18 protein-coding genes and 1 tRNA gene are annotated in these 19,456 nt (G+C 66.6%); 6 read left to right on the forward strand and 13 right to left on the reverse strand.

Going from position 1 to position 19,456, the window contains the following annotated elements; genetic code table 11:
• The first annotated feature begins 34 nt into the window (after positions 1 to 34).
• Together aroA and AAIO73_RS10645 are read left to right on the forward strand one after the other, a co-directional pair.
• Positions 35 to 1,366, forward strand: coding sequence for a 3-phosphoshikimate 1-carboxyvinyltransferase (gene aroA / locus AAIO73_RS10640; protein WP_345877925.1), 1,332 nt, complete (start codon positions 35 to 37; stop codon positions 1,364 to 1,366).
• Positions 1,363 to 1,986: a (d)CMP kinase gene (locus tag AAIO73_RS10645; protein WP_345877926.1), complete on the forward strand. Its 624-nt coding sequence runs from the start codon at positions 1,363 to 1,365 to the stop codon at positions 1,984 to 1,986. The genes aroA and AAIO73_RS10645 overlap by 4 nt, the downstream gene beginning before the upstream one ends.
• Positions 1,987 to 2,487: 501 nt before the next feature.
• On the opposite strand, the gene AAIO73_RS10650 is transcribed toward AAIO73_RS10645, so the two are convergent.
• Together AAIO73_RS10650 and AAIO73_RS10655 are read right to left on the reverse strand one after the other, a co-directional pair.
• Entirely contained in the window at positions 2,488 to 3,441 is a 954-nt protein-coding gene (locus AAIO73_RS10650; protein WP_345877927.1) for a glycoside hydrolase family 130 protein, read from the reverse strand.
• A complete protein-coding gene (locus AAIO73_RS10655; RefSeq protein ID WP_345877928.1) occupies positions 3,438 to 4,205 on the reverse strand; it encodes an SDR family oxidoreductase in 768 nt (255 codons plus the stop codon). The genes AAIO73_RS10650 and AAIO73_RS10655 overlap by 4 nt, the downstream gene beginning before the upstream one ends.
• A gap of 212 nt (positions 4,206 to 4,417) precedes the next feature.
• Here AAIO73_RS10655 and nadC point away from each other — a divergent pair, with 212 nt between their 5' ends.
• Genes nadC through AAIO73_RS10670 form a run of 3 tightly spaced genes read left to right on the forward strand, consistent with a single transcriptional unit; the run spans position 4,418 to position 6,441 of the window.
• Complete coding sequence (gene nadC, locus AAIO73_RS10660) at positions 4,418 to 5,260, forward strand: carboxylating nicotinate-nucleotide diphosphorylase (RefSeq protein WP_345877929.1); 843 nt, start codon at positions 4,418 to 4,420, stop codon at positions 5,258 to 5,260.
• Positions 5,261 to 5,290: 30 nt separating this feature from the next.
• Positions 5,291 to 5,725, forward strand: a complete 435-nt coding sequence (locus tag AAIO73_RS10665) for a hypothetical protein (protein WP_345877931.1) — start codon at positions 5,291 to 5,293, stop codon at positions 5,723 to 5,725.
• The gene (locus tag AAIO73_RS10670; protein ID WP_345877932.1) at positions 5,722 to 6,441 is read left to right on the forward strand and encodes a ribonuclease T2 family protein; all 720 of its coding nucleotides are present in this window, start codon (positions 5,722 to 5,724) and stop codon (positions 6,439 to 6,441) included. The genes AAIO73_RS10665 and AAIO73_RS10670 overlap by 4 nt, the downstream gene beginning before the upstream one ends.
• Here AAIO73_RS10670 and AAIO73_RS10675 read toward each other — a convergent pair whose 3' ends face one another.
• The 11 genes from AAIO73_RS10675 to AAIO73_RS10725 form a co-directional block, all read right to left on the reverse strand.
• A complete protein-coding gene (locus AAIO73_RS10675) occupies positions 6,442 to 6,867 on the reverse strand; it encodes a DUF4112 domain-containing protein (RefSeq protein WP_345877934.1) in 426 nt (141 codons plus the stop codon).
• A gap of 5 nt (positions 6,868 to 6,872) precedes the next feature.
• Positions 6,873 to 8,264 (reverse strand): ABC transporter substrate-binding protein, encoded by a 1,392-nt coding sequence (locus AAIO73_RS10680; protein WP_345877935.1) that lies wholly within the window; start codon positions 8,262 to 8,264, stop codon positions 6,873 to 6,875.
• Positions 8,265 to 8,306: 42 nt separating this feature from the next.
• Positions 8,307 to 8,392: transfer RNA gene (locus AAIO73_RS10685), tRNA-Leu, on the reverse strand.
• Positions 8,393 to 8,441: 49 nt separating this feature from the next.
• Positions 8,442 to 9,317 (reverse strand): 3-hydroxyisobutyrate dehydrogenase, encoded by an 876-nt coding sequence (gene mmsB / locus AAIO73_RS10690; protein ID WP_345877937.1) that lies wholly within the window; start codon positions 9,315 to 9,317, stop codon positions 8,442 to 8,444.
• An 11-nt stretch (positions 9,318 to 9,328) separates the two neighbouring features.
• Entirely contained in the window at positions 9,329 to 10,105 is a 777-nt protein-coding gene (locus AAIO73_RS10695) for an enoyl-CoA hydratase (protein ID WP_345877939.1), read from the reverse strand.
• Between the two features lie 13 nt (positions 10,106 to 10,118).
• Positions 10,119 to 11,153 (reverse strand): enoyl-CoA hydratase/isomerase family protein, encoded by a 1,035-nt coding sequence (locus AAIO73_RS10700; protein WP_345877941.1) that lies wholly within the window; start codon positions 11,151 to 11,153, stop codon positions 10,119 to 10,121.
• A 139-nt stretch (positions 11,154 to 11,292) separates the two neighbouring features.
• Positions 11,293 to 12,432 (reverse strand): acyl-CoA dehydrogenase family protein, encoded by a 1,140-nt coding sequence (locus tag AAIO73_RS10705; RefSeq protein ID WP_345877943.1) that lies wholly within the window; start codon positions 12,430 to 12,432, stop codon positions 11,293 to 11,295.
• A complete protein-coding gene (locus AAIO73_RS10710) occupies positions 12,429 to 12,824 on the reverse strand; it encodes a RidA family protein (RefSeq protein ID WP_345877944.1) in 396 nt (131 codons plus the stop codon). The genes AAIO73_RS10705 and AAIO73_RS10710 overlap by 4 nt, the downstream gene beginning before the upstream one ends.
• Positions 12,821 to 13,747: a polysaccharide deacetylase family protein gene (locus tag AAIO73_RS10715; protein WP_345877946.1), complete on the reverse strand. Its 927-nt coding sequence runs from the start codon at positions 13,745 to 13,747 to the stop codon at positions 12,821 to 12,823. The genes AAIO73_RS10710 and AAIO73_RS10715 overlap by 4 nt, the downstream gene beginning before the upstream one ends.
• 5 nt (positions 13,748 to 13,752) lie before the next feature.
• Positions 13,753 to 15,282 (reverse strand): CoA-acylating methylmalonate-semialdehyde dehydrogenase, encoded by a 1,530-nt coding sequence (locus tag AAIO73_RS10720; RefSeq protein ID WP_345877948.1) that lies wholly within the window; start codon positions 15,280 to 15,282, stop codon positions 13,753 to 13,755.
• Positions 15,283 to 15,578: 296 nt separating this feature from the next.
• A complete protein-coding gene (locus AAIO73_RS10725; RefSeq protein WP_345877950.1) occupies positions 15,579 to 17,534 on the reverse strand; it encodes a metallophosphoesterase in 1,956 nt (651 codons plus the stop codon).
• A 386-nt stretch (positions 17,535 to 17,920) separates the two neighbouring features.
• Between AAIO73_RS10725 and AAIO73_RS10730 the strand changes: the two genes are divergently transcribed.
• Complete coding sequence (locus tag AAIO73_RS10730; RefSeq protein ID WP_345877952.1) at positions 17,921 to 19,303, forward strand: M20/M25/M40 family metallo-hydrolase; 1,383 nt, start codon at positions 17,921 to 17,923, stop codon at positions 19,301 to 19,303.
• Positions 19,304 to 19,456 lie beyond the last annotated feature (153 nt).

Raw genomic sequence — 19,456 nt, forward strand, 5'->3', positions numbered from 1 at the left:
CCATAGCGGGCACGCGCTGTCAAAGCCGCCGGTCATGCACCACGCCCAGCCCACCCCCCTATCCGTCGCCGCCAGCGGTCCGCTGACCGGCACCGCCCCCGTTCCCGGCGACAAATCGATCAGCCACCGTTCGCTCATGCTATCGGCACTGGCCGTCGGCACCAGCCGCGTGACCGGGCTGCTGGAGGGGGAGGACGTCCTGTCCACCGCCGCCGCGATGCGGGCGATGGGGGCGACGATCGTACGCGGCGACGACGGCATCTGGACGATCGACGGCGTCGGCGTCGGCGGCCTGCTGCAGCCCGCCACCGCGCTCGACATGGGCAATTCGGGCACCTCGACCCGGCTGCTGATGGGGCTGGTGTCGTCCCATGCGATCACCGCGACCTTCACCGGCGACGCCTCGCTCAGCAAGCGCCCGATGGGCCGCGTCATCGAACCCCTCAGCCATATGGGCGCGGAGATCACGGCCAGCCCCGGCGGTCGCCTGCCCCTCATGCTGCGCGGAATCGTGCCGGCGGTACCGATCGACTATACGCTGCCGGTCGCCTCGGCGCAGGTGAAGTCGGCGATCCTGCTTGCCGGGCTGAACACGCCGGGCATCACCCGCGTCGTCGAACCGGTGCCGACCCGCGACCATAGCGAGCGGATGCTGACCGGTTTCGGCGCGAAGCTGACCGTCGAGCAGACATCGGCCGGCCGCGTGATCGAACTGCACGGCGAGGCGGAATTACAGCCGCAGACGATCACCGTCCCCGGCGATCCCTCCTCCGCCGCCTTCCCGGTCGTCGCCGCGTTGCTGGTGCCGGGCAGCCATGTCACCGTCACCAATGTCGGCCTTAACCCGACCCGTGCGGCGTTGTTCGACGTGCTGCGCGCCATGGGCGGCGACATCGCGTTCGAGAACCGCCGCGACGTCGGCGGCGAGCCGGTCGCCGATCTGGTCGTCCGCGCCTCGACTCTGACCGGGATCGCGGTCGATCCGGCGGTCGCCCCGTCGATGATCGACGAATTCCCGATTCTATTCGTTGCCGCCGCGCTCGCCAAGGGGCGCACCGTGACCCGTGGCCTCGAAGAACTGCGCGTCAAGGAAAGCGACCGCATCACGACCATGGCCGAAGGGCTGCGCGCGATCGGCGCGCGGGTCGAGGAGACCGAGGACGGCCTGATCATCGACGGCACGGGCGGCGACCCGCTGCCCGGCGGCGGCACCATCGCCGCGAAACTCGACCACCGGATCGCGATGAGCTTCGTCGTCGCCGGCCTGGTGTCGCGCGAACCGGTCACCATCGACGACATGGCACCCGTGGCGACCAGCTTCCCGACCTTCACCACGCTGCTGCGTGGCCTCGGCGCAACGCTGTGATCATCGCCGTCGATGGCCCGGCAGCATCGGGCAAGGGCACCATCGCCCGGGCGCTGGCGAAGCATTTCGGCCTGCCGCATCTCGATACCGGGCTGCTCTACCGCGCCGTCGCGACGCTGGTACTGCGCGAAGGGCTTGACCCGGAGCGCGAGGCGGACTGCGTCGCCGCCTGCGACTTTCCCGACACGTTACTTTCCGATCCATGGCTGCGCACCGACGACGCCGGCCAGACCGCCTCGATCGTCTCCGCCCACCCGCTGGTCCGTTCGGCACTACTCCGTCGTCAGCGCAAATTCGCGCAGCAACTGGGCGGCGCCGTGCTCGACGGCCGCGACATCGGCACCGTCATCGCGCCCGACGCCGACGCAAAACTGTTCGTAAAAGCCACCCCCGCGATCCGCGCCCGCCGCCGTCACGCCGAACTCGCCAAGGCCGGATCGACCGTGACCTACGACCGCGTCCTCGCCGACATCCGCGCCCGCGACGAACGCGATTCGTCGCGCTCCACCGCACCGTTGGTGATGGCGGCGGACGCCGCACCGCTGGATACCAGCTTCCTGTCGATCGAGGCATCGGTCCAGCGCGCGATCGCCATCGTTGAGGGGCAGCGCAAGGGGTAGGAGTAGCGTTCACTGCGCCCACCCCATCGTCATTCCCGCGAAGGCGGGAATCCATTGCCGCCGACGATTCGGCAGGCAGGGCGACGACAGCGTGTATAGCCTCCCGCCTGCGCGGGAGCGACGAAGGCTATAGGACTATCCCGCTTCAGCTCCATCCTACCCAGCGCCCCACCGTTCGCCCTGAGTAGCCATTGAGCTTGTCGAAATGGCGTATCGAAGGGCCGTTAGTGGCAGATGCTTCGATACGGGTCTTCGACTGCACTCAGCTCCTACTCAGCATGAACGGGTGTAGAATCCCTACTCATCCCCACCTTTATCCTTACTCCAACCCCCACCCCGTTCGGTTCGAGCAGCTTCGAGCCTGTCGAGAAGCATCCGTCGAGAAGCCGGTCGCCCGGTGGCAACCCCTTCTCGACTTCGGTTCTCGACATGCTCGAACCTGCGCTCGAAGCAAACGGAGGGGGGAAAGGGAAGGAAAAGAGAAAGGTTAGGAACGCCCCCTCAACTCCGCCGGATCAACGCCCGCGCCAGCTTCCGATCCTCCAGCGAATAATACAACCAAATCGCCCCCCGCTCCACGACCACCGACGCAGCGAACGCGATATCGGTCGCACTCCGGTCATCCACCGGCGGCGGGGTAATCAGCGGCTCGATCCCCCGCGCCACCACGCGCATATAGTCCGCATCGAACGCCACCCAGCCGATCCGCCACCGCGCGTCGCGGGTCGCGCCGTTATAGAACATCACCGGCATCGCCGGATCATCGGTCAGCAGCGGCCCGGTCGACAAATGCCAATCGTCCCAGCTGTCGACGCGCGGCATGAACGGCGTCGGCTGTTCCTCCCACGGTCCCGCGACATCGGCACCGATCGCCATGCCGATCCGCGACGCCTCGTCGGCAGCATATTCGTAGAAGAGCCGCCAGCGCCCGTCGGGCGTCCGGTCGATCGTCGCTTCCTTGGTATTGCCCTCCGACTTGGACGATGCCAGCGCGACGCCGCTTTTGGTCAGCCGGTCGAGCGAGGGCCCGGTCGCATAGGACAGCTCGCCATGGGCATGGTCGCCCAATACCCCCGAATAATAGACGATATAGCCGTCGTCGCGCCGCACCACCGTCGGGTCCTCGACCCCGCCCGCGTCATGGTCGTCCGGCCCCGGCATGATCGACGGTTCGGGCAGCATCGTGAAGTGGCGTCCGTCCGTGCTCCATCCGGCCCAGATCACGCCGGTATCGGTCATCGGTTCGCCCGCGCGCGTCACCGCCCGCACCATCATCCCGAACCGTCCGTCCGCTTCCTGCCAGACATAGGGGCTCATCAGGTCGCGCGCCATCAGCGCGGGCGGACCGTCGAGCGTCACGCCCTCGATCCGGCGAACGTTGAAATCGAGCTCGACCTCGTTGTCGGCGACCACGTCCTTGCGGTGCGGATCGTCGATGTTGCCACCCCCGCTCATGCGCCGATCGCCTGCATCAGCGACAGCCCGCCATCGATCACGATCCGCGCGCCGGTGATGTAACGCGCGCGGTCGCTGGCAAGGAACACCGCCAGATCGGCGACCTCCTCGGGCCGCCCCGCGCGTTGCATCGGGATATTGTGCTCGAGGGTCGCGCGATAGGTCGCATCCGCTTGGGCTCGGGCGTTCATCGGCGTCAGGATCATGCCCGGCTCGATCGCATTAACGCGAATGCCGCGCGCCGCCTCCTCGATCGCCAATGTTTCCACCAGGTTGGTCAGCCCGCCCTTCGCCGCGCAATAATCCGCCCCGCCCGCACGCACTGCATAGGCATGGATCGACGAGATGTGCAGGATCGCCGCGTCGCCGGTCCGCTCGCCGCGTCCGGTCAGGAACCGGCGCGAGGTCAGGAACGCCCCGGTCAGGTCGGTGTCGATCAGCCGCCGCCACTGGTCGAGCGCCATGTCGCGCACGGTGACGCCGGTCATGTTCAGCCCCGCCGAATTGACCAGCACGTCCGCCGGACCCCATTGCGCCTCGACCTTGGCAAAAGCGGCGTCGACCGACGCCTCGCCGTCAACATCGGCCTGGATGGTGGTCGCTTCGCCACCACTTTCCCGCACCGCCGCCGCACTTTTCTCCGCGCCGTCCTGGTCCGAATGATACAGCACCGCCACCCGGTCGCCTGCGCGCCCGAATGCCGCCGCGCACGCTGCACCGATCCCTGATTCCGCGCCCGTCACCACCACCGTCCGTCCGCCCACGTCATCCTCCGACTTCGTTCGGACAGGGAAACGATCGGTGGTGCGCTTGGCTTCATGAACTTTCCTACACCTTCGGATGGCGTCATGCTGGCGAGCGGCGCCGTCCCTGCCGGCGCGACCGGACGCGCTTCTAAATGCACGCTACGTGTAACCTTCACCAACTTCGGCCCGCGCCCTATAGCCGCTCCAGTTCCTCCTTGTCGGACAATGCCATGCTCCCCGGTTTCGACCTTCCCGCCTTCGTAGCCGCCACCCTGTCCGAGGATATGGGCGAGGCGGGCGACATCACCGCCGCCGCGGTCATCCCCGGCGACGCGGTCTTCACCGGCGTGATGGACAGCCGCGACGCGATCACCGTCGCCGGCCTCGATATCGCCGCCGCCTTCTTCCGCCACCTCGACCCACAAGTGGTTCTGGAACCGCTGGTTTCCGACGGCGATCGGGTTGCGGCCGGTACCGCATTACTGCGCCTGCGCGGCAATGCTCGCGCGCTACTGACCGCCGAACGATCGGCGCTGAACACCGTCCAGCACCTCTCGGGCATCGCCACCCTCACCGCCCGCTATGTAGCGGAAATCGCCGGCACGGGCGCGACTCTGCTCGACACGCGCAAGACGATCCCGGGCCTGCGCCTCCTCGAAAAATACGCGACCCGCATGGGCGGCGCGACCAATCACCGCATGGGCCTGTGGGACGCGGCGATGATCAAAGACAATCACGTCGCCGTCGCCGGATCGGTCGGCGAAGCCACCGCCCGCGCCCGCGCGGCGGGTATCGAGAGCATCATCGTCGAGGTCGATTCGCTCGACCAGATCGAACCCGCGCTGACGGCTGGCGCGACCCATTTGCTGCTCGACAACATGACCCCGCTGACCCTGCGCGAAGCCGTCGCGATGATCGCCGGCCGCGTCCCCGCCGAGGCATCCGGCGGCGTAAATCTCGATACGATCCGGGCAATTGCCGAAACCGGCGTGACCTATATCAGCGTCGGCCGCCTGACCCAGTCGGCCCCGGCGGCCGATATCGGGCTGGATTTCACCCTCGACGCCGCATAACCACGGCCCAGCGCTGCAACGGGGAACGCCATGCGTCCAGTTTCAATCGTCCGGTTCGACCGGCTCTACCTCGCCTCGATCGTCGTCGGGCTGATCGGCAATATCATCGAATGGCCGGTGACCATCGCCCGGCTGAACGAGAATCCCGATACGGCGGCGCTGGGATCGGGCGCCACGATCGCGGCGGGCGGCATGATCGCGACCGGCGTGCTGATCGCGCTGCTGCTCTGGTTCTTCGCCGCAAAACGCGCCAGCAACGTCGCACGCTGGATCGTGACCGTCTTCACCGTCTTTGCCCTTGGCAGCCTGTTCATCGGCTTGGCGGGCAGTGCGGTGATCGTCGATAACGGCGGGATCCTGCGCATCCTCGCCGTCGCGCTACAGACCGCAGCGACCTTCTTCCTGTTCCGCCCCGACGCCGCCGCATGGTTCGCACCGTTCGACACCGTCGAGGACGACGCATGAAGCGGATCGCCCTGACGCTCGCCGCCTTGCTGGTGCCTGCCGCCGTACAGGCACAGACACTGCAATGCGCGCTCCCGGCCCAGATCGAACGTCCGCGCCCCGACCTGCCCACCCCCTCGCAGCCGCGCCGCGTCCTTCCGATCGGCAGCTACACACTCGCCATCACGTGGAGCCCTGAATATTGCCGGACGCGCGCCGACGATTCACGCAATGCCTTCCAGTGCGGCGGCGGCAATCGTTTCGGCTTCACGCTGCACGGCCTGTGGCCCGATGGCGAGGGCAAGGACTGGCCGCAATATTGCGCCTCGACGCCGATCCTGCCCGAAGCGGTGATCGCGAAGAATCTGTGCGTCACCCCGTCGGCGCAGTTGTTGCAGCACGAATATGCCAAGCACGGCACCTGCATGGGCGTATCGCCTGCCGCCTATTTCAACGAATCGCGCAGCCTGTTCCAGAAGCTGCGCTTTCCGAACATGATGGCGCTATCGCGCCGCCCGAATCTGACCGCCGGACAACTCGCCGCAGCCATCGCCCGCGTCAATCCGGGGATCACGCAGCAATCGATGCGGATCACAACCAACAAGCGCGGCTGGCTCGACGAAGTCTGGCTCTGCCTCGACAAACGCCGCCGCTACGCCGCTTGTCCAGCGCATCAGGGTGGGGTGACGCCCAACACCCGGATCAAGGTCTGGCGCGGCGGACGGCAGGCGGCGTAATCAGCCCTCGACCGTCGCCGTTGCTGGATGGTGGCGGTCGAGATGCTTGCGGATGATCCGCAGATTGCGGGTGTTCGATCGGAAGAAGAAATCGGGCACCGCGCCGACAATCGGGATTAGCCCCAGCGCCCAGTCAGTGCCGACATTGCCCGCCATCCGCGCCATCTGCCACCGCGACATGCCGAGGTTGCGCGCTTCCCACAGCATATAGCTGCCCATCGCCGCGCCGATGAAGCTGCCGACCACCGGTATGAAGTTCAGCAGAAAGTCGAGGCCCACCGGATGGTTGGTACCCGGAATGGTCATCGACCGCTCCATCAGCCGTTCGATCGCCACTACCCGGCGGCGCACCGCGTCGGGATGTTTGTCGAGATGTCCGGCGATCTGTTCGAACAGTTCGGGGGAGATGCGGGTCGGCTTTGCCATGCCCCCTATCTGGTATCGCCGCGCAGATGGTTCAACGGATGCACGCCACGCGGATTGGTCTGGAACCCGCGCAGCCGGGGCGCGACTAGCGACCAGCGCCATGGCCGCGCAACGGGCACGAACGCGACATCCGCCGCCAGCGCAGCGTCCGCCGCCGCCAGCCGCTGCGCCCGTTCGGGGAGCGACGTGGCATCGCGCGCCGCGGCGATCAGCGTCATCGCATCCGGTGCGCATCCCCGACAGGCCGTCGCTAGATACCAGCGCGCGCTGTCATAGGGTGCGACCCTGTCGACCAGCACCAGATCGGCGGGCGCATCGATCTCGACCCGTTTCCCGCGCACCCCGATGCGCGCCAGCGCCGCCGCCGTCCGTCCCCACAGCAGCGTCGCGCCGGGACCATCGGGCAACGCGACGCGCACCGTCACCGGCTGTCCCCATGCGGCGACCTGCGCACGGGCGGTCTGCCAGCGTTGCGCCTCGGTCAGATTGCGCCACGGCGGCAGCGCCGGTGCGCTCGCCGAATCGAACGCTTCGGGCAGGACGGTATCGGCACCGCTCCAGTTCGCGTCGATGGCGGCGGGCAGGTTGGCGGTCTGGATCGCCATCGCCACCGCCGCGCGGTTGAGCGGCGCGCTTAGGAACCCGTCGCGCCCCGCAATCGCAAAACCGAACAGCCCGCGCGCCGGATCGACGCGGATATCGGCCGGTCGCGGCGCTGCGGCAGCCACGATCGGCCAATCGGCAAACGCGCCCCCCAGCACCAGATCGCTGCGCTTCTCCCGAAACCGCGCCACCGCCAGCGCCGGGCGCATGCCGTTCAGGCGCACCTCGTCTGCCGGAACCGGCGTCGGCGCATCGGGATCACCTGGCGCGCGCAGGCGCACTCCTTCGCCCGCCAGCCGCCGCATCGGCCCGCTCCCTTGCGCGCCGCGCATCACCGCCAGTTCGGGCTGTGCCAGCAGGGTAAGTAATTCGGTATTGGGCCGTTTCAGCCGGACCTCGATCACCTGCGGCGTCATTGCCACGATCTCGTCGATCGATCGCAGGAACGGGGTCAGCCGGTGTTCGGCCTCGACCCGCACCGCCCGGCGAAGTGCAAACACGACCTGATCGGCGGTCACCGGCCGCCCGTCGCTCCACGTCGCATCGCCCAGCCGAAAGATATAGCTGCGGCCGTCATCGACCATGTTCCATCGCTCGGCAATCGCCGGCTCGACCTGTCCGGCGGCATCGAAACGCACCAGTCCCTGCGCCAACGCACCGCGTAGCAGGACACGCTCGGTATTGCCGTTGCCGTCCTGCTCGATCGCATCGACCACCACCGGCCGCTCGTCCGCCCCCCGATCGCACGCGGCGAGCGTCAACAGCAAGGCGCCAAGAAACAGCAAGCGGGTCATGCGCCGCTTCATGCCATGAATGCCGGGGCGACGGCCAGCCCTTGGTACGGACGGCGGGACTTGAACCCGCACTCCCGATGGGAAGCGGATTTTAAGTCCGCTGCGTCTACCGATTTCGCCACGTCCGCGTGGGGAGCCGCGTTCCAAGCGGATCGGCGCTGCGCCGTCAAGTCGCCGCTATCGCAACGTCTGTATGATGCCCGAGAAATCGGTAGCGGCATGGCCGTCCTCGACAAAGCGGGTATAGAGTTCCGCCGCGCGGGCACCCATCGGCGTATCGGCCCCCGCCCCGGCCGCCGCCTGCATCGCAAGGCGCAGGTCCTTGAGCATCAACGCGGCGGCGAACCCGCCCTGGAACCCACGATCGGCAGGCGTTTCGGGGCCGACACCCCCCACCGGACAATAGCTTGTCATCGACCAGCATTGCCCCGAACTGACCGACGAAATGTCGTAAAAGGTCTGCGCGTCCAGCCCCAGCTTATCGGCCAGCGCAAAGGCTTCGCAGGTCGCGATCATCGATGCGCCGAGCAGCATGTTGTTGCACATCTTCGCCGCCTGCCCCGCACCGTTCGCACCGGCATGGATTACCGCCTTGCCCATGTCCTCGAGGAACGGTGCGGCCTTGGCGAACGCCGCCGCGCTGCCACCGACCATGAAGGTCAATGCACCGGCATTGGCAGCGGCGATCCCGCCCGACACCGGCGCGTCGACCGCCTGCAATCCTTTCGCACGGGCGGCTTCGGCCACCTGTCTTGCGGTATCGACGTCGATCGTCGAACAATCAATCAGCACCGCGCCGGTATCGACCGCATCGAACAGCGCCTCGGCATAGATTTGCGCGACATGCGTGCCGGCGGGCAGCATCGTCACGACGGCCTGCGCGCCCGTCGCCGCCTCGACCGCGTCGGCGACCGGCAGGCACCCCGCCGCCTTTGCCCGCGCCAGCGCGTCGGCGGACAGGTCGAAAGCGCGGACGTCATGCCCCGCCTTCGCCAGATTGGCTGCCATGCCGCCGCCCATATTGCCGAGGCCGATGAACCCGATCCGTGCCATGCTGGTCTCTCCTACCGCCCCGTCCAGTTGCCGGGACGCTTTTCGACGAAAGCGGTCATGCCTTCCTTCTGATCGGCCGTGCCGAAGAGGGCGTGGAAGAGGCGGCGTTCGAATTGCACGCCTTGGGAAAGTATTGTCTCGAAGGCGGCATCGACCATTTCCTTGTTCGCCTTGACCGCCAGCGGGGCCATGGCGGCGATGGTCGCGGCGGTCTTCACCGCATCCTCGACCAGATCATCGGCGGGGACGATGCGCGCGACGAGGCCGCAGCGTTCCGCTTCCTCGGCGCCGATCATCCGGCCGGTCAGGCACATTTCCATCGCCTTGGCCTTACCCACCGCGCGCGCGAGCCGTTGCGACCCGCCCATGCCGGGGGTTACGCCCAGCTTGATCTCGGGCTGGCCGAACTTCGCAGTATCGGCGGCGAGGATGAAGTCGCACATCATCGCCAGCTCGCATCCGCCGCCCAGCGCGAAGCCGGCAACCGCCGCGATGATCGGCTTGCGGGTGCGGGTGAAGGCGTCCCAGCCGCTGAAATGGTCGCCGCCATACATGGCGGCGAAGTCCATCTCCTGCATCTCCTTGATATCCGCCCCGGCGGCGAACGCCTTGGCCGATCCGGAGATGACCGCGCAGCCCTGCGCCGGATCGGCATCGAACGCGCGCATCGCATCGAGCAATTCGGACAGGATCTGCGCGTTCAGCGCGTTCAGCGCCTGCGGCCGGTTGAGCGTTACCAGCGTCACCGCGTCGCGCTTCTCGACCAGAATGCTTTGGTAGTCGGACATGCTATTCCCCAAATCAGTGCGGCTGCCACTCGTCGTCCTCGCCGAGCGGAGCGAAGATGCGGTCGATCATATGGTCGGTCACCGCCGCCGGGGTAGCCGGGTCCCATTTCGGCGCGTGATCCTTGTCGACGATTACCGCGCGGACGCCCTCAACGATGTCGGGTCGCTGGACGATGCGGGTAACGACCGCATATTCCTGCCGCATCTCATCCTCGAAGGTCGGCATGGTCGCCCCATCGAGCAGCAGTTTGAGCGACACCTTGCACGACAGCGGCGAGCGCTGGCGCAGCGTCGCCAGTTGCGTGCTCGCCCAGTCCGATCCGTCCGCTTCCAGCGCCGAAAGGATTTCCTCGAAATCGTCGCTGGCGAACAGTCGGTCGATAGCCGCGCGCTGCGTCAGGATTGCCGCTTCGCCGGGCGTAGTCGCGTGGTCGGCGAGAATCGTCCCGGTCGCGAGCGGATTGGCGGCGATGGCGCGCTTAATGTCGTCCAGCGCGCCGGCCGGCACCAGATGCGTCGCGAGGCCGAGCGCCAGCATCTCGCTCCCGTCCAGCCGCGCGCCGGTCAGCGCCAGATATTGCCCGATCCGGCCCGGCAGCCGCGACAGATACCAGCCGCCGCCGACATCGGGGAACAGACCGATCGCGGTTTCGGGCATGGCGAAACGGGTGTTATCGGTCGCGATGCGGACCTTGCACGGCTGCGAAATGCCGACGCCGCCGCCCATCGTCACCCCATCCATGACCGCGATGGTCGGCTTGGCATAGGTGAACAGCCGATGGTTCAGCCGATATTCGGTCGCGAAGAAGGCGCGTGCCGCTGCGCCGTCCCCGGCGCTGCTGTCGGCGATCATGCGGATGTCGCCGCCCGCGCAAAAGCCACGCCCTTCGGCATGGTCGATCAGGATGGCATGGACCGACAGGTCGTCGCGCCATGCCTCCAGCGCGGACAGCATTGCCTCACACATTTCGAGGTTGAGCGCGTGCAGGGCCTTGGGCCGGTCGAGCCGGATGCGGCCGAGATGGTTGTCGACAGAGGTAAGGATCATACCAAATCCTCCCCGCTCGCGGGGAGGGGGACCAGCGAAGCTGGTGGAGGGGGCGTGCCCCAATCGCAGCCGTGGCGGAGCAGGACACCCTCCTCCACCATGCTGCGCATGGTCCCCCTCCCCGTGCCGGGGAGGATTTTCATCGTACCAGCTCCCTGCCCACAATCATCCGCATCACCTGGTTCGTCCCTTCCAGGATCGAATGCACGCGCAGGTCGCGCCAGAAGCGTTCGATCGGATAGTCCATCAGATAGCCATAGCCGCCATGGAGTTGCAGCGCCTGATCGACCACCTTCGATCCGGTGTCGGTGGCGAAACGTTTGGCCATTGCGGCGAAGCGCGTCTTGTCGGGTGCGTTCGCGGTCACCTTGGCTGCGGCGGTGTAAAGCAGCGCGCGTGCCGCCTCCAGTTCGGTCGCCATGTCGGCCAACGTGAACTGCGTGTTCTGGAAGTCGGCGATCGGCTTGCCGAACTGCTGCCGCGCCCTGGTATAAGCGATCGCTTCGTCGAGGCAGCGTTGCGCCCCGCCGAGCGAACAGGCGCCGATATTCAGGCGACCGCCGTCCAGCCCCTGCATCGCGATCGAGAAGCCCTGCCCCTCGGCCCCGACCAGATTGGCAGCGGGCACGCGCACCTGATCGAGGATGACCGCGCGCGTCGGCTGCGAATGCCAGCCCAGCTTGCGTTCGTTCGCGCCGAACGAGACGCCGGGCATATCCTTCTCGATCAGCAGGCACGAAATGCCCTTCGGCCCTTCCCCACCGGTACGGACCATCACCAGATAGACGTCGTTGTCGCCCGCGCCGGAAATGAACTGCTTGGTGCCGGTGACGATATAGTCGTCGCCGTCCTTGACCGCCTTAGTCTTCAGCGCAGCCGCGTCCGACCCGGAGGACGGCTCGGTCAGGCAGTAGCTGGCGAGCTTGTCCATCGTCACGAGGTCGGGAAGGAAGCGCGCCTTCAGTTCCGCCGACCCGAAGGCGTCAAGCATCCACGCCGCCATGTTGTGGATCGAGATGAAGGCGGACGTCGACGGACAGCCATAGGCCATCGCCTCCATGATGAGCGCCGACTCCATCCGGCCAAGTCCGATCCCACCCGAATCCTCGGACACGTAGATGGCGGCAAAGCCCAGTTCCGCCGCCTGCTTGATCGTGTCGCGTGGGAAGATGTGCTTCTCGTCCCATTCGGCAGCATGAGGGGTGATCGCATCGGCGGTAAACCGACGCGCCAGTTCCTGAATCTCACGCTGGTCGTCGGTCAAATCGAACGGATTCACGCTTCACTCTCCACTATCGCTTCGGCCTCGATCTCCACCCGCCATTCGGGACGGAGAAGTGCGGCCACCACCAGCATCGTCGCGGCGGGCCGCACGTTGCCGAACAATTTCCCATGTACCTGCCCCACCACCTCGGCATCGGCCGGATCGATCAGGTACATGCGGGTGCGGACGACATCGTCGATCCGGCCGCCCAGTTGCCCGATCGCCTGCGCGATGATGGCGAAGCAGCGCTCCGCCTGCGCGGCGGCGTCGCCCGGCGTGCTGCTGCCATCCGGTTCGACCGGCGCGGTGCCCGACACGAAGATGCGGTCGCCCACGCGCAAGGCGCGCGCGAAACCGATCGTCGCTTCGTAAGGGGACGCCGAAGCGCTATGCCGACGCACCATCATTTGCCCTCATGCAACACGCGCTGCCGGAACAGCGGATCGGCGATCGATAACGTATTGCGTTCGTACCAGCGCGGTGCCGGCACCCCCTTCTCCCACGCAATCGCTTCCAGCAAATTGCCCTGCGCCGATGGCGTATCGGGATGCAGCTTCGCGATCGGATCGCGATAGGCGGCATCGGCTGTCACGATCGTCCAGCCCTTCGCCCGCAGCGCCGCGACCAGATCGGCGATCCAATAGGCGGCAAGGTCGGTTTCATGCAGCAGCATCACCTGCACCGGCTGTCGCCCCAGCGCCTGTTCGGCCAGACGGTCGGCGAATTCGGCGGACTCGACATGCGTCTCGACATACAGGTCGCGTAAGCCGGCCATGTCGATCGGCTTGCCGGCCTTGCGCGCTTGCGCGGTCAGGTTCTCGATATTCCAGTCCGACCCATCGACCGTGACATAGCCGTTCGACAGCCTTCGCGCGGCCAGTCCGGCGCGGACCGCGTCGCGCTTCGCCTTGTCGGTGCCGCCTTCGTCGAGAAACGGGAAGCGATACCAGGGCCGCAGCCCGCGCCGCCCCTTCAGCCAATCCCCCGCCCGGTCGATATTGGAAAGATAGGCTTGCGCCGTCATCGATTTCAATGCCGGATGGGTGAAGCTGTGATTGGCGATGACATGCCCCGCCGCGACATAGGCGGCGATCCGCTGCTCGCCCCCCGCGCCGTCGGGTGCGGCGAGATTGCCGGGCACGACGAAGAACGCCGCCTGGCGCACCTTCGCCTTGCGCAGGCCCGCGATGATGCGGGCCGTACGCTCTTCGGGCGTCAGGAACGGCCCGCGGGCGCGCGGCGCGTCGTCGAACGTCAAAGCGATCCGTTTCTGGGCGGCGGCCGGCAACACCACCAGCAACGCCAGAACCGCCACCAACCACCGCTTCATACCGATCACCCCATCGTCGGAATGACGAACGCGTCCTGCATTCGGGCAGCGCCGCCATCCTCGGCCTGGGTGCCCAGCGCCGATCCGTCGGGCCAGCGTTGAGTGATCGTCTTCACCTTGGTCCAGAAACGCACGCCTTCCTCGCCATGCTGGTTCACGTCGCCGAACGCGCTGCGCTTCCACCCGCCGAAGCTGTGATAGGCGACCGGCACCGGGATCGGCACGTTGATGCCGACCATGCCGACATTGACCCGCGCGGCGAATTCGCGCGCGGCATGGCCGTTGCGGGTGAAGATCGCGACGCCATTGCCGTATTGATGCTCGCTCGGCAGGCGGACGGCGCTTTCGAAATCGTTCGCGCGGACGATCTGAAGGACGGGTCCGAAGATTTCCTCGCGATAGGATTCCATCTGCGGCGTTACATGATCGAACAGCGTCGGGCCGATGAAGAAGCCGCGTTCATGCCCCTGCAGGCTGAACCCGCGCCCGTCGACGACCAGCTCGGCACCTTCCTCAACCCCCTTGGCGATCCAGCCCTCGACCCGCGCCTTGTGCTGGGCATTCACCACCGGACCGTAATGCGCGTCGGGGTCGGTCGACACGCCGACGCGTAGCGCCTCGATCGCGGGGATCAGCTTTTCGCGCAAGCGGTCGGCGGTCTTGTCGCCGACGGGCACGACGACGGGCAGCGCCATGCAGCGCTCGCCCGCCGACCCGAAGGCCGCGCCGGCGAGGTCGGCGACGACCTGATCGAGATCGGCGTCGGGCATGACGATGCCGTGGTTCTTTGCTCCGCCCATCGCCTGCACGCGCTTTCCCGCCGCGACCCCGCGCTTGTAGACATAGTGCGCGATGTCGCTCGACCCGACGAAGCTGACCGCGCCGATGGCGGGATGGTCGAGGATCGCATCGACCACCGTCTTGTCGCCATGCACGACCTGCAGGATTCCCTCCGGCGCACCAGCCTCCAGCATCAGTTCGGCGAGGCGCACCGGCACCGACGGATCGCGTTCGCTGGGTTTGAGGATGAAGGCGTTGCCGCAGGCGATGGCGACGCCGAACATCCACATCGGGATCATCGCCGGGAAATTGAACGGAGTGATGCCGGCACCGATGCCGATGGGTTGCCGCATCGAATAGACGTCGATGCCGGGGCCGGCACCCTGCGTGTAATCGCCTTTCAGCAGGTGCGGTACGCCACAGGCGAATTCGATGACGTCAAGGCCGCGCTGAATGTCGCCCTTGGCATCGGCAATGACCTTGCCATGCTCGCTCGACAGGAGTTCGGCGAGCGAGTCCATGTTGGCCTCGACCAGTTGCTTGAACGCGAACAGCACGCGGGCGCGCTTCTGCGGGTTGGTCGCGGCCCAGCCGGGCTGCGCCGCCTGTGCCGCGATGACCGCGCGGTCGAGATCGGCGGGAGCGCCCAAGCGGACATGCGCCTGCACCTCGCCACGATTGGGGTCGAAGACGGCACCGGTCGCACCGTCCGCATTGCCTGAACCGCCCGCGATCACATGATCGATGACCCGCATAAACTCTCCTGTCGGTCGCGATGGACGGTCTGATGCCGACTCATCCGCGTGTAATTTTATTGCTTTTGGCATAGCCGTACGGAGCGGGCAATCGCCGGGACCAGATTCCGCGGTCGGCCGCGAAGGTGAAGGTCCGCCCGCGCCTTCCTTAGCGGGGCGGAGCGAATTTCGGGAGGCGGTTGGCCGCACTTCGCCACGATGCTTCCCGCCTCGTTGCAGGTCGTGCCGGTGGTGCAGCGGTTCGTCGACCGCTGCTAGGCATCGACCCGCCCCGATGACGGGAAGCGAAATGCGCCTTATCCCAGTTTGAACTCGTCGAACTTGATCGGATCGCGTGCTGGATAGCGCGTGTCGAACGCATAGGACGTGACCAGTCCGGTCCCGGTATCGAACACGCTATAGGCGGTGATATCGTTGCTGGTCAGGAACGGCACGTTCTGCGTCGCGCCGGCCAACTCCACCTGCGGATTGCGCAGGCTCGGCATCGCCATGGGCCGGTCGTGCGGATCGTCGTCGCGCGGGTAATCGGCGGGATCCCAGCGCAGCGCGGTCAGGCTGGCGACCTGCGCCTCGCTCGGTGGCCCCGACCGGCGCGGCGACAGGTTGCTGACATAGGCACCATAGCTGTTCCCGACGTTCGACGTCTCGAGATAGTGCATGGCGCCGACCTTGCTGCGGCACCACAGATGCGAATGGCCGACCTGCACCAGCTGCACCCCCGCCGCGGTCAGCAACGGCTCGATGTCGCTGCGCCACAGGTCCTTCGACAGCGGATAGTCGTATTTGACATAGCGCATCCGCCCGGCGTCGAGCACCGGCTGGATCTGCCCGTTCCACGTCGCACGGTCGATCGGGAAGGCGAAGGGACCCATCGTCCGGATCGCGCCGGTCGCGTCGCTATATTCGAACGTCGCCTCAGTCTGCGCCATGACCGGCGTGGCATTGTCGCCAAGGCCGAACACCGACTGGTGGACCAGCACGATCTTGTACTTCGCCGAACGGAAGGCGTCGCTGGCGAGCACTTCTAGCAACCACTGGTATTGGCGCGAGCCTTTGGCAAAGGGATGGAACTGGAAATCGCCGAAGCCCCACGCCGCCGGATCGTTGATCGCCGCGGTCGCCTCGGTCAGCTTGCCGCGCGTATTGGCGGTCCAGCTGCGCCAGATGCGGTTGCCGTCCATCGCGATCAGGAAGGTGTCGCCGATCCGTTGCGCATAATAGCGTCCGCCCTCCGGCCCCTGCGGCAGCGTGAAGATTTCCTCGTAGGAAATCGTCTCGTAGCTATTGTCCTGAATCCATCGTTCGCGGATCGCGGTGTCGCCCGACGGGTTCACCGTCGCCGCGACCCGGTCGTAGCGCAGTTCGGCATACCAGCGCGGCTGCGGATCGTTGAACATCGTGTTCAGACTGTTCGCCGGGTTCCACCGCCCCGAATATTCGTGGTTGCCGAGGATCGGGTAGATCACGCCACTCTGCAACAGCGGCCCGCCGGTATAGGTCGATGCCGGCTGCCATTTGCGCATCGTCCCCTGCAACGCGCCGAAGAAGGGCGGCAGGTTGAGCGTGCCATTGTCGAACCATTCCGACGCACGGTTGGGCACGTTGACCAGGTCGCCCGCGAACAGCACGACGTCGATCGGTGCCAGCGTTTCGGCCACGCGTTCGTAATTGGCCGACGCCATCTTCTTGAGCTGCAAGTCGGAAGTGAGCAGGAACCGCGTCGCCTGCCCCGCCGCAGGCAATGGTTGCAGCGTCCCCTCGCTGCTGCGCATCGCCTTGTTCCCGTCGCTGCTGATCGCGACATAGCGCTGCCGCCCGGCCGACGCCGACAGCCCGGTGACGACCGCTTCGTGCCGCCAGATGTCGCGCTGGGTCAGGCCCGAATAGCTGCGACCGGTGACGGTCGAGTTGGCATCTTCGTACATCCGCGACAATTTGGTCGAGGTCGCCAGCACCTGTTGCCCGAAGCTGGTGCCGTAGCGGACGGCATGGTCCTTTCCCCGGAACTCGGTGAACCAGACGACGCGCACCGAATCGGCGGTCGGCAGTTGCAGGAACGGCTCGCTCAGCACCAGCGGTTCGGCGACGAAGCTCTCGGTGGGCAAGGCCGCGCTGGTCGGCGTAGGTGTCGGCGTCGGGGTCGGCTGAGGGATGTCAAGGATTCCGGCCCCTTCGTCGCAACCGACCAGCAGGCCGCTGGTCGCCGCGGCCAAGAGCCAGCCGCTGCGCTTGGTGAAACTGCGTCGATCCATGGTCGTCCCCCGATGTCGATATCGGGGCCGGATAGGCATCGGATATGACGGTATCGGAACAGGCGGATGACAGCCGCGCGACAGGTCGCGGAAGTTGACAAAGGTTACACGTAACAATTGGTGCAGCGTCGGCACTTATAAGATAAATTGCTATATTATTGGAGGGGGGAGGCAGGACGCGGTGTCGCCCCAGTAGATAACGCCTTACGCCAGCTACGATTGACAGCGCTCGACCTGTTTGAGGCGGTTCTTCGATACGCTGTTCCGACAAGTGCAACAGCTACTCGAGACGAACGGATTCACCGCAAATCATATTGCGATAGTGCTCCGGCTTGCGCAGCGCACCGCCGCCGCGCACATTGCCGACAGCCTAGTCGGAGAAGTCCATGCGCCATCTGTTTGCCGTCCTTGCCGCGTCCACCCTGTTCCCCGCCGCGGCGATCGCGCAGGACGCGCCGACCTCCGCGACCGGCAAGGAAGCGCTGAGCCTGCTGACGCGCGGCATCGCGTTCAAGACGGTCGAGGGCGAAGGGCAGGTGCCGGCCTATGCCGCCTATCTGAAGCAGCAACTGGTATCGGCGGGCTTTGCCGAGGGCGACGTGACGTTCGTGCCGATCGGGGAGACCGGCTATCTGACCGCGCGCATCGCCGGGCGCGACCGCAAGGCCAAGCCGACAGTGGTGCTGGGGCATATGGACGTCGTCGCCGCCGACGCGAAGGACTGGACCCGCGATCCGTTCGCCCCGGTGGTCGAGGACGGCTATGTCTTCGGACGCGGCAGTCTGGACAACAAGGCGAATGTGTCGCTGGTCGTCGCGACGCTGATGAAGCTGAAGCGCGAGAAATGGGTGCCGAAACGCGATCTCGTGCTCGTGCTGACCGGCGACGAAGAGACCGAGATGAAGACGACGCAGGCAGCGGCCAATGCATTCGCCAATGCGGGCCTGGTGCTCAACGCCGATGCCGGCGGCGGGGCGCTGGGCGAGGATGGCAAGCCGATCGCCTATGGCCTGCAGGCGGCGGAGAAGGTCTATGGCGACTGGCATCTGACCGTCACCGATCCCGGCGGCCATTCGAGCCGGCCGGGGCCGCGCAACGCGATCGCGGTGCTGGCCAATGCGGTGGTTCGGATCGCCAATTATCGCTTTCCCCCGCAGCAGAACGAGATCACCAAGGCGTCGCTGGCCGGCACCGCTGCCGCGACGCCGGGCGAACTAGGCGCGGCGATGAAGGCGTTCGCCGCCAACCCTGCCGATACCGCCGCCGCCGACATCCTGTCCGCCGACAAACGCTATGTCGGGCAGGTACGGACCACGTGCGTCCCGACGATGTTCAACGGCGGCCATGCGCCCAACGCGCTGCCGCAGCGGGCGATGGCGAACATCAACTGCCGCATTTTCCCGGGCACGCCCCGCGCGGAAATCGAGAAGAAGCTGATCGAACTGGTCGCCGATCCGACGGTGCAGGTGACGTTCCGCGACAATGGCACGATCGAGGCCGGCGCCTCGCCGCTCGACCCGAAGGTGGTCGGTGCGGTGAAGGCGGTCGTCGCCAAGCGCGCGCCGGGCACGCCGGTGCTGCCGATGCAGGAAGCGGGCGCGACCGATTCGATGCACTTCCGGGCGAAGGGGATACCGAGCTTCGGCGTCGGCGGCGTGTTCATGAAGCCGGGCGAGATTTTCGCGCACGGGCTGAACGAACGGGTGCCGGTGGCGACGATCGATCCGGGGGTCGTGTGGTGGGAGGCGTTGCTGAAGACGCTGGGGTAATCGCGAACATCGCCTGCGCGACACCGCTGGAAGGGCCACGCACAGTGGCGACTTCGTCGTACCCGCGCGCAGGCGGGACCGCTGCGAAAGTACCTTCTCCTACCCGGCGAAGGCCGGGGCTCAGATGAGGGGAAGTTGGCAAGGTGCGGAAAA

The organism is Sphingomonas epibiotica (genome assembly GCF_039615155.1).
Taxonomy (GTDB): domain Bacteria; phylum Pseudomonadota; class Alphaproteobacteria; order Sphingomonadales; family Sphingomonadaceae; genus Sphingomonas.

Coding starts and splice junctions, on each gene's coding strand:
- aroA (WP_345877925.1), top strand. CDS start 35: ATGCACCACGCCCAGCCCACCCCCCTATCCGTCGCCGCCAGCGGTCCG.
- AAIO73_RS10650 (WP_345877927.1), bottom strand. CDS start 3,441: ATGAGCGGGGGTGGCAACATCGACGATCCGCACCGCAAGGACGTGGTC.
- nadC (WP_345877929.1), top strand. CDS start 4,418: ATGCTCCCCGGTTTCGACCTTCCCGCCTTCGTAGCCGCCACCCTGTCC.
- AAIO73_RS10665 (WP_345877931.1), top strand. CDS start 5,291: ATGCGTCCAGTTTCAATCGTCCGGTTCGACCGGCTCTACCTCGCCTCG.
- AAIO73_RS10670 (WP_345877932.1), top strand. CDS start 5,722: ATGAAGCGGATCGCCCTGACGCTCGCCGCCTTGCTGGTGCCTGCCGCC.
- AAIO73_RS10675 (WP_345877934.1), bottom strand. CDS start 6,867: ATGGCAAAGCCGACCCGCATCTCCCCCGAACTGTTCGAACAGATCGCC.
- AAIO73_RS10680 (WP_345877935.1), bottom strand. CDS start 8,264: ATGACCCGCTTGCTGTTTCTTGGCGCCTTGCTGTTGACGCTCGCCGCG.
- mmsB (WP_345877937.1), bottom strand. CDS start 9,317: ATGGCACGGATCGGGTTCATCGGCCTCGGCAATATGGGCGGCGGCATG.
- AAIO73_RS10695 (WP_345877939.1), bottom strand. CDS start 10,105: ATGTCCGACTACCAAAGCATTCTGGTCGAGAAGCGCGACGCGGTGACG.
- AAIO73_RS10700 (WP_345877941.1), bottom strand. CDS start 11,153: ATGATCCTTACCTCTGTCGACAACCATCTCGGCCGCATCCGGCTCGAC.
- AAIO73_RS10710 (WP_345877944.1), bottom strand. CDS start 12,824: ATGATGGTGCGTCGGCATAGCGCTTCGGCGTCCCCTTACGAAGCGACG.
- AAIO73_RS10715 (WP_345877946.1), bottom strand. CDS start 13,747: ATGAAGCGGTGGTTGGTGGCGGTTCTGGCGTTGCTGGTGGTGTTGCCG.
- AAIO73_RS10720 (WP_345877948.1), bottom strand. CDS start 15,282: ATGCGGGTCATCGATCATGTGATCGCGGGCGGTTCAGGCAATGCGGAC.
- AAIO73_RS10725 (WP_345877950.1), bottom strand. CDS start 17,534: ATGGATCGACGCAGTTTCACCAAGCGCAGCGGCTGGCTCTTGGCCGCG.
- AAIO73_RS10730 (WP_345877952.1), top strand. CDS start 17,921: ATGCGCCATCTGTTTGCCGTCCTTGCCGCGTCCACCCTGTTCCCCGCC.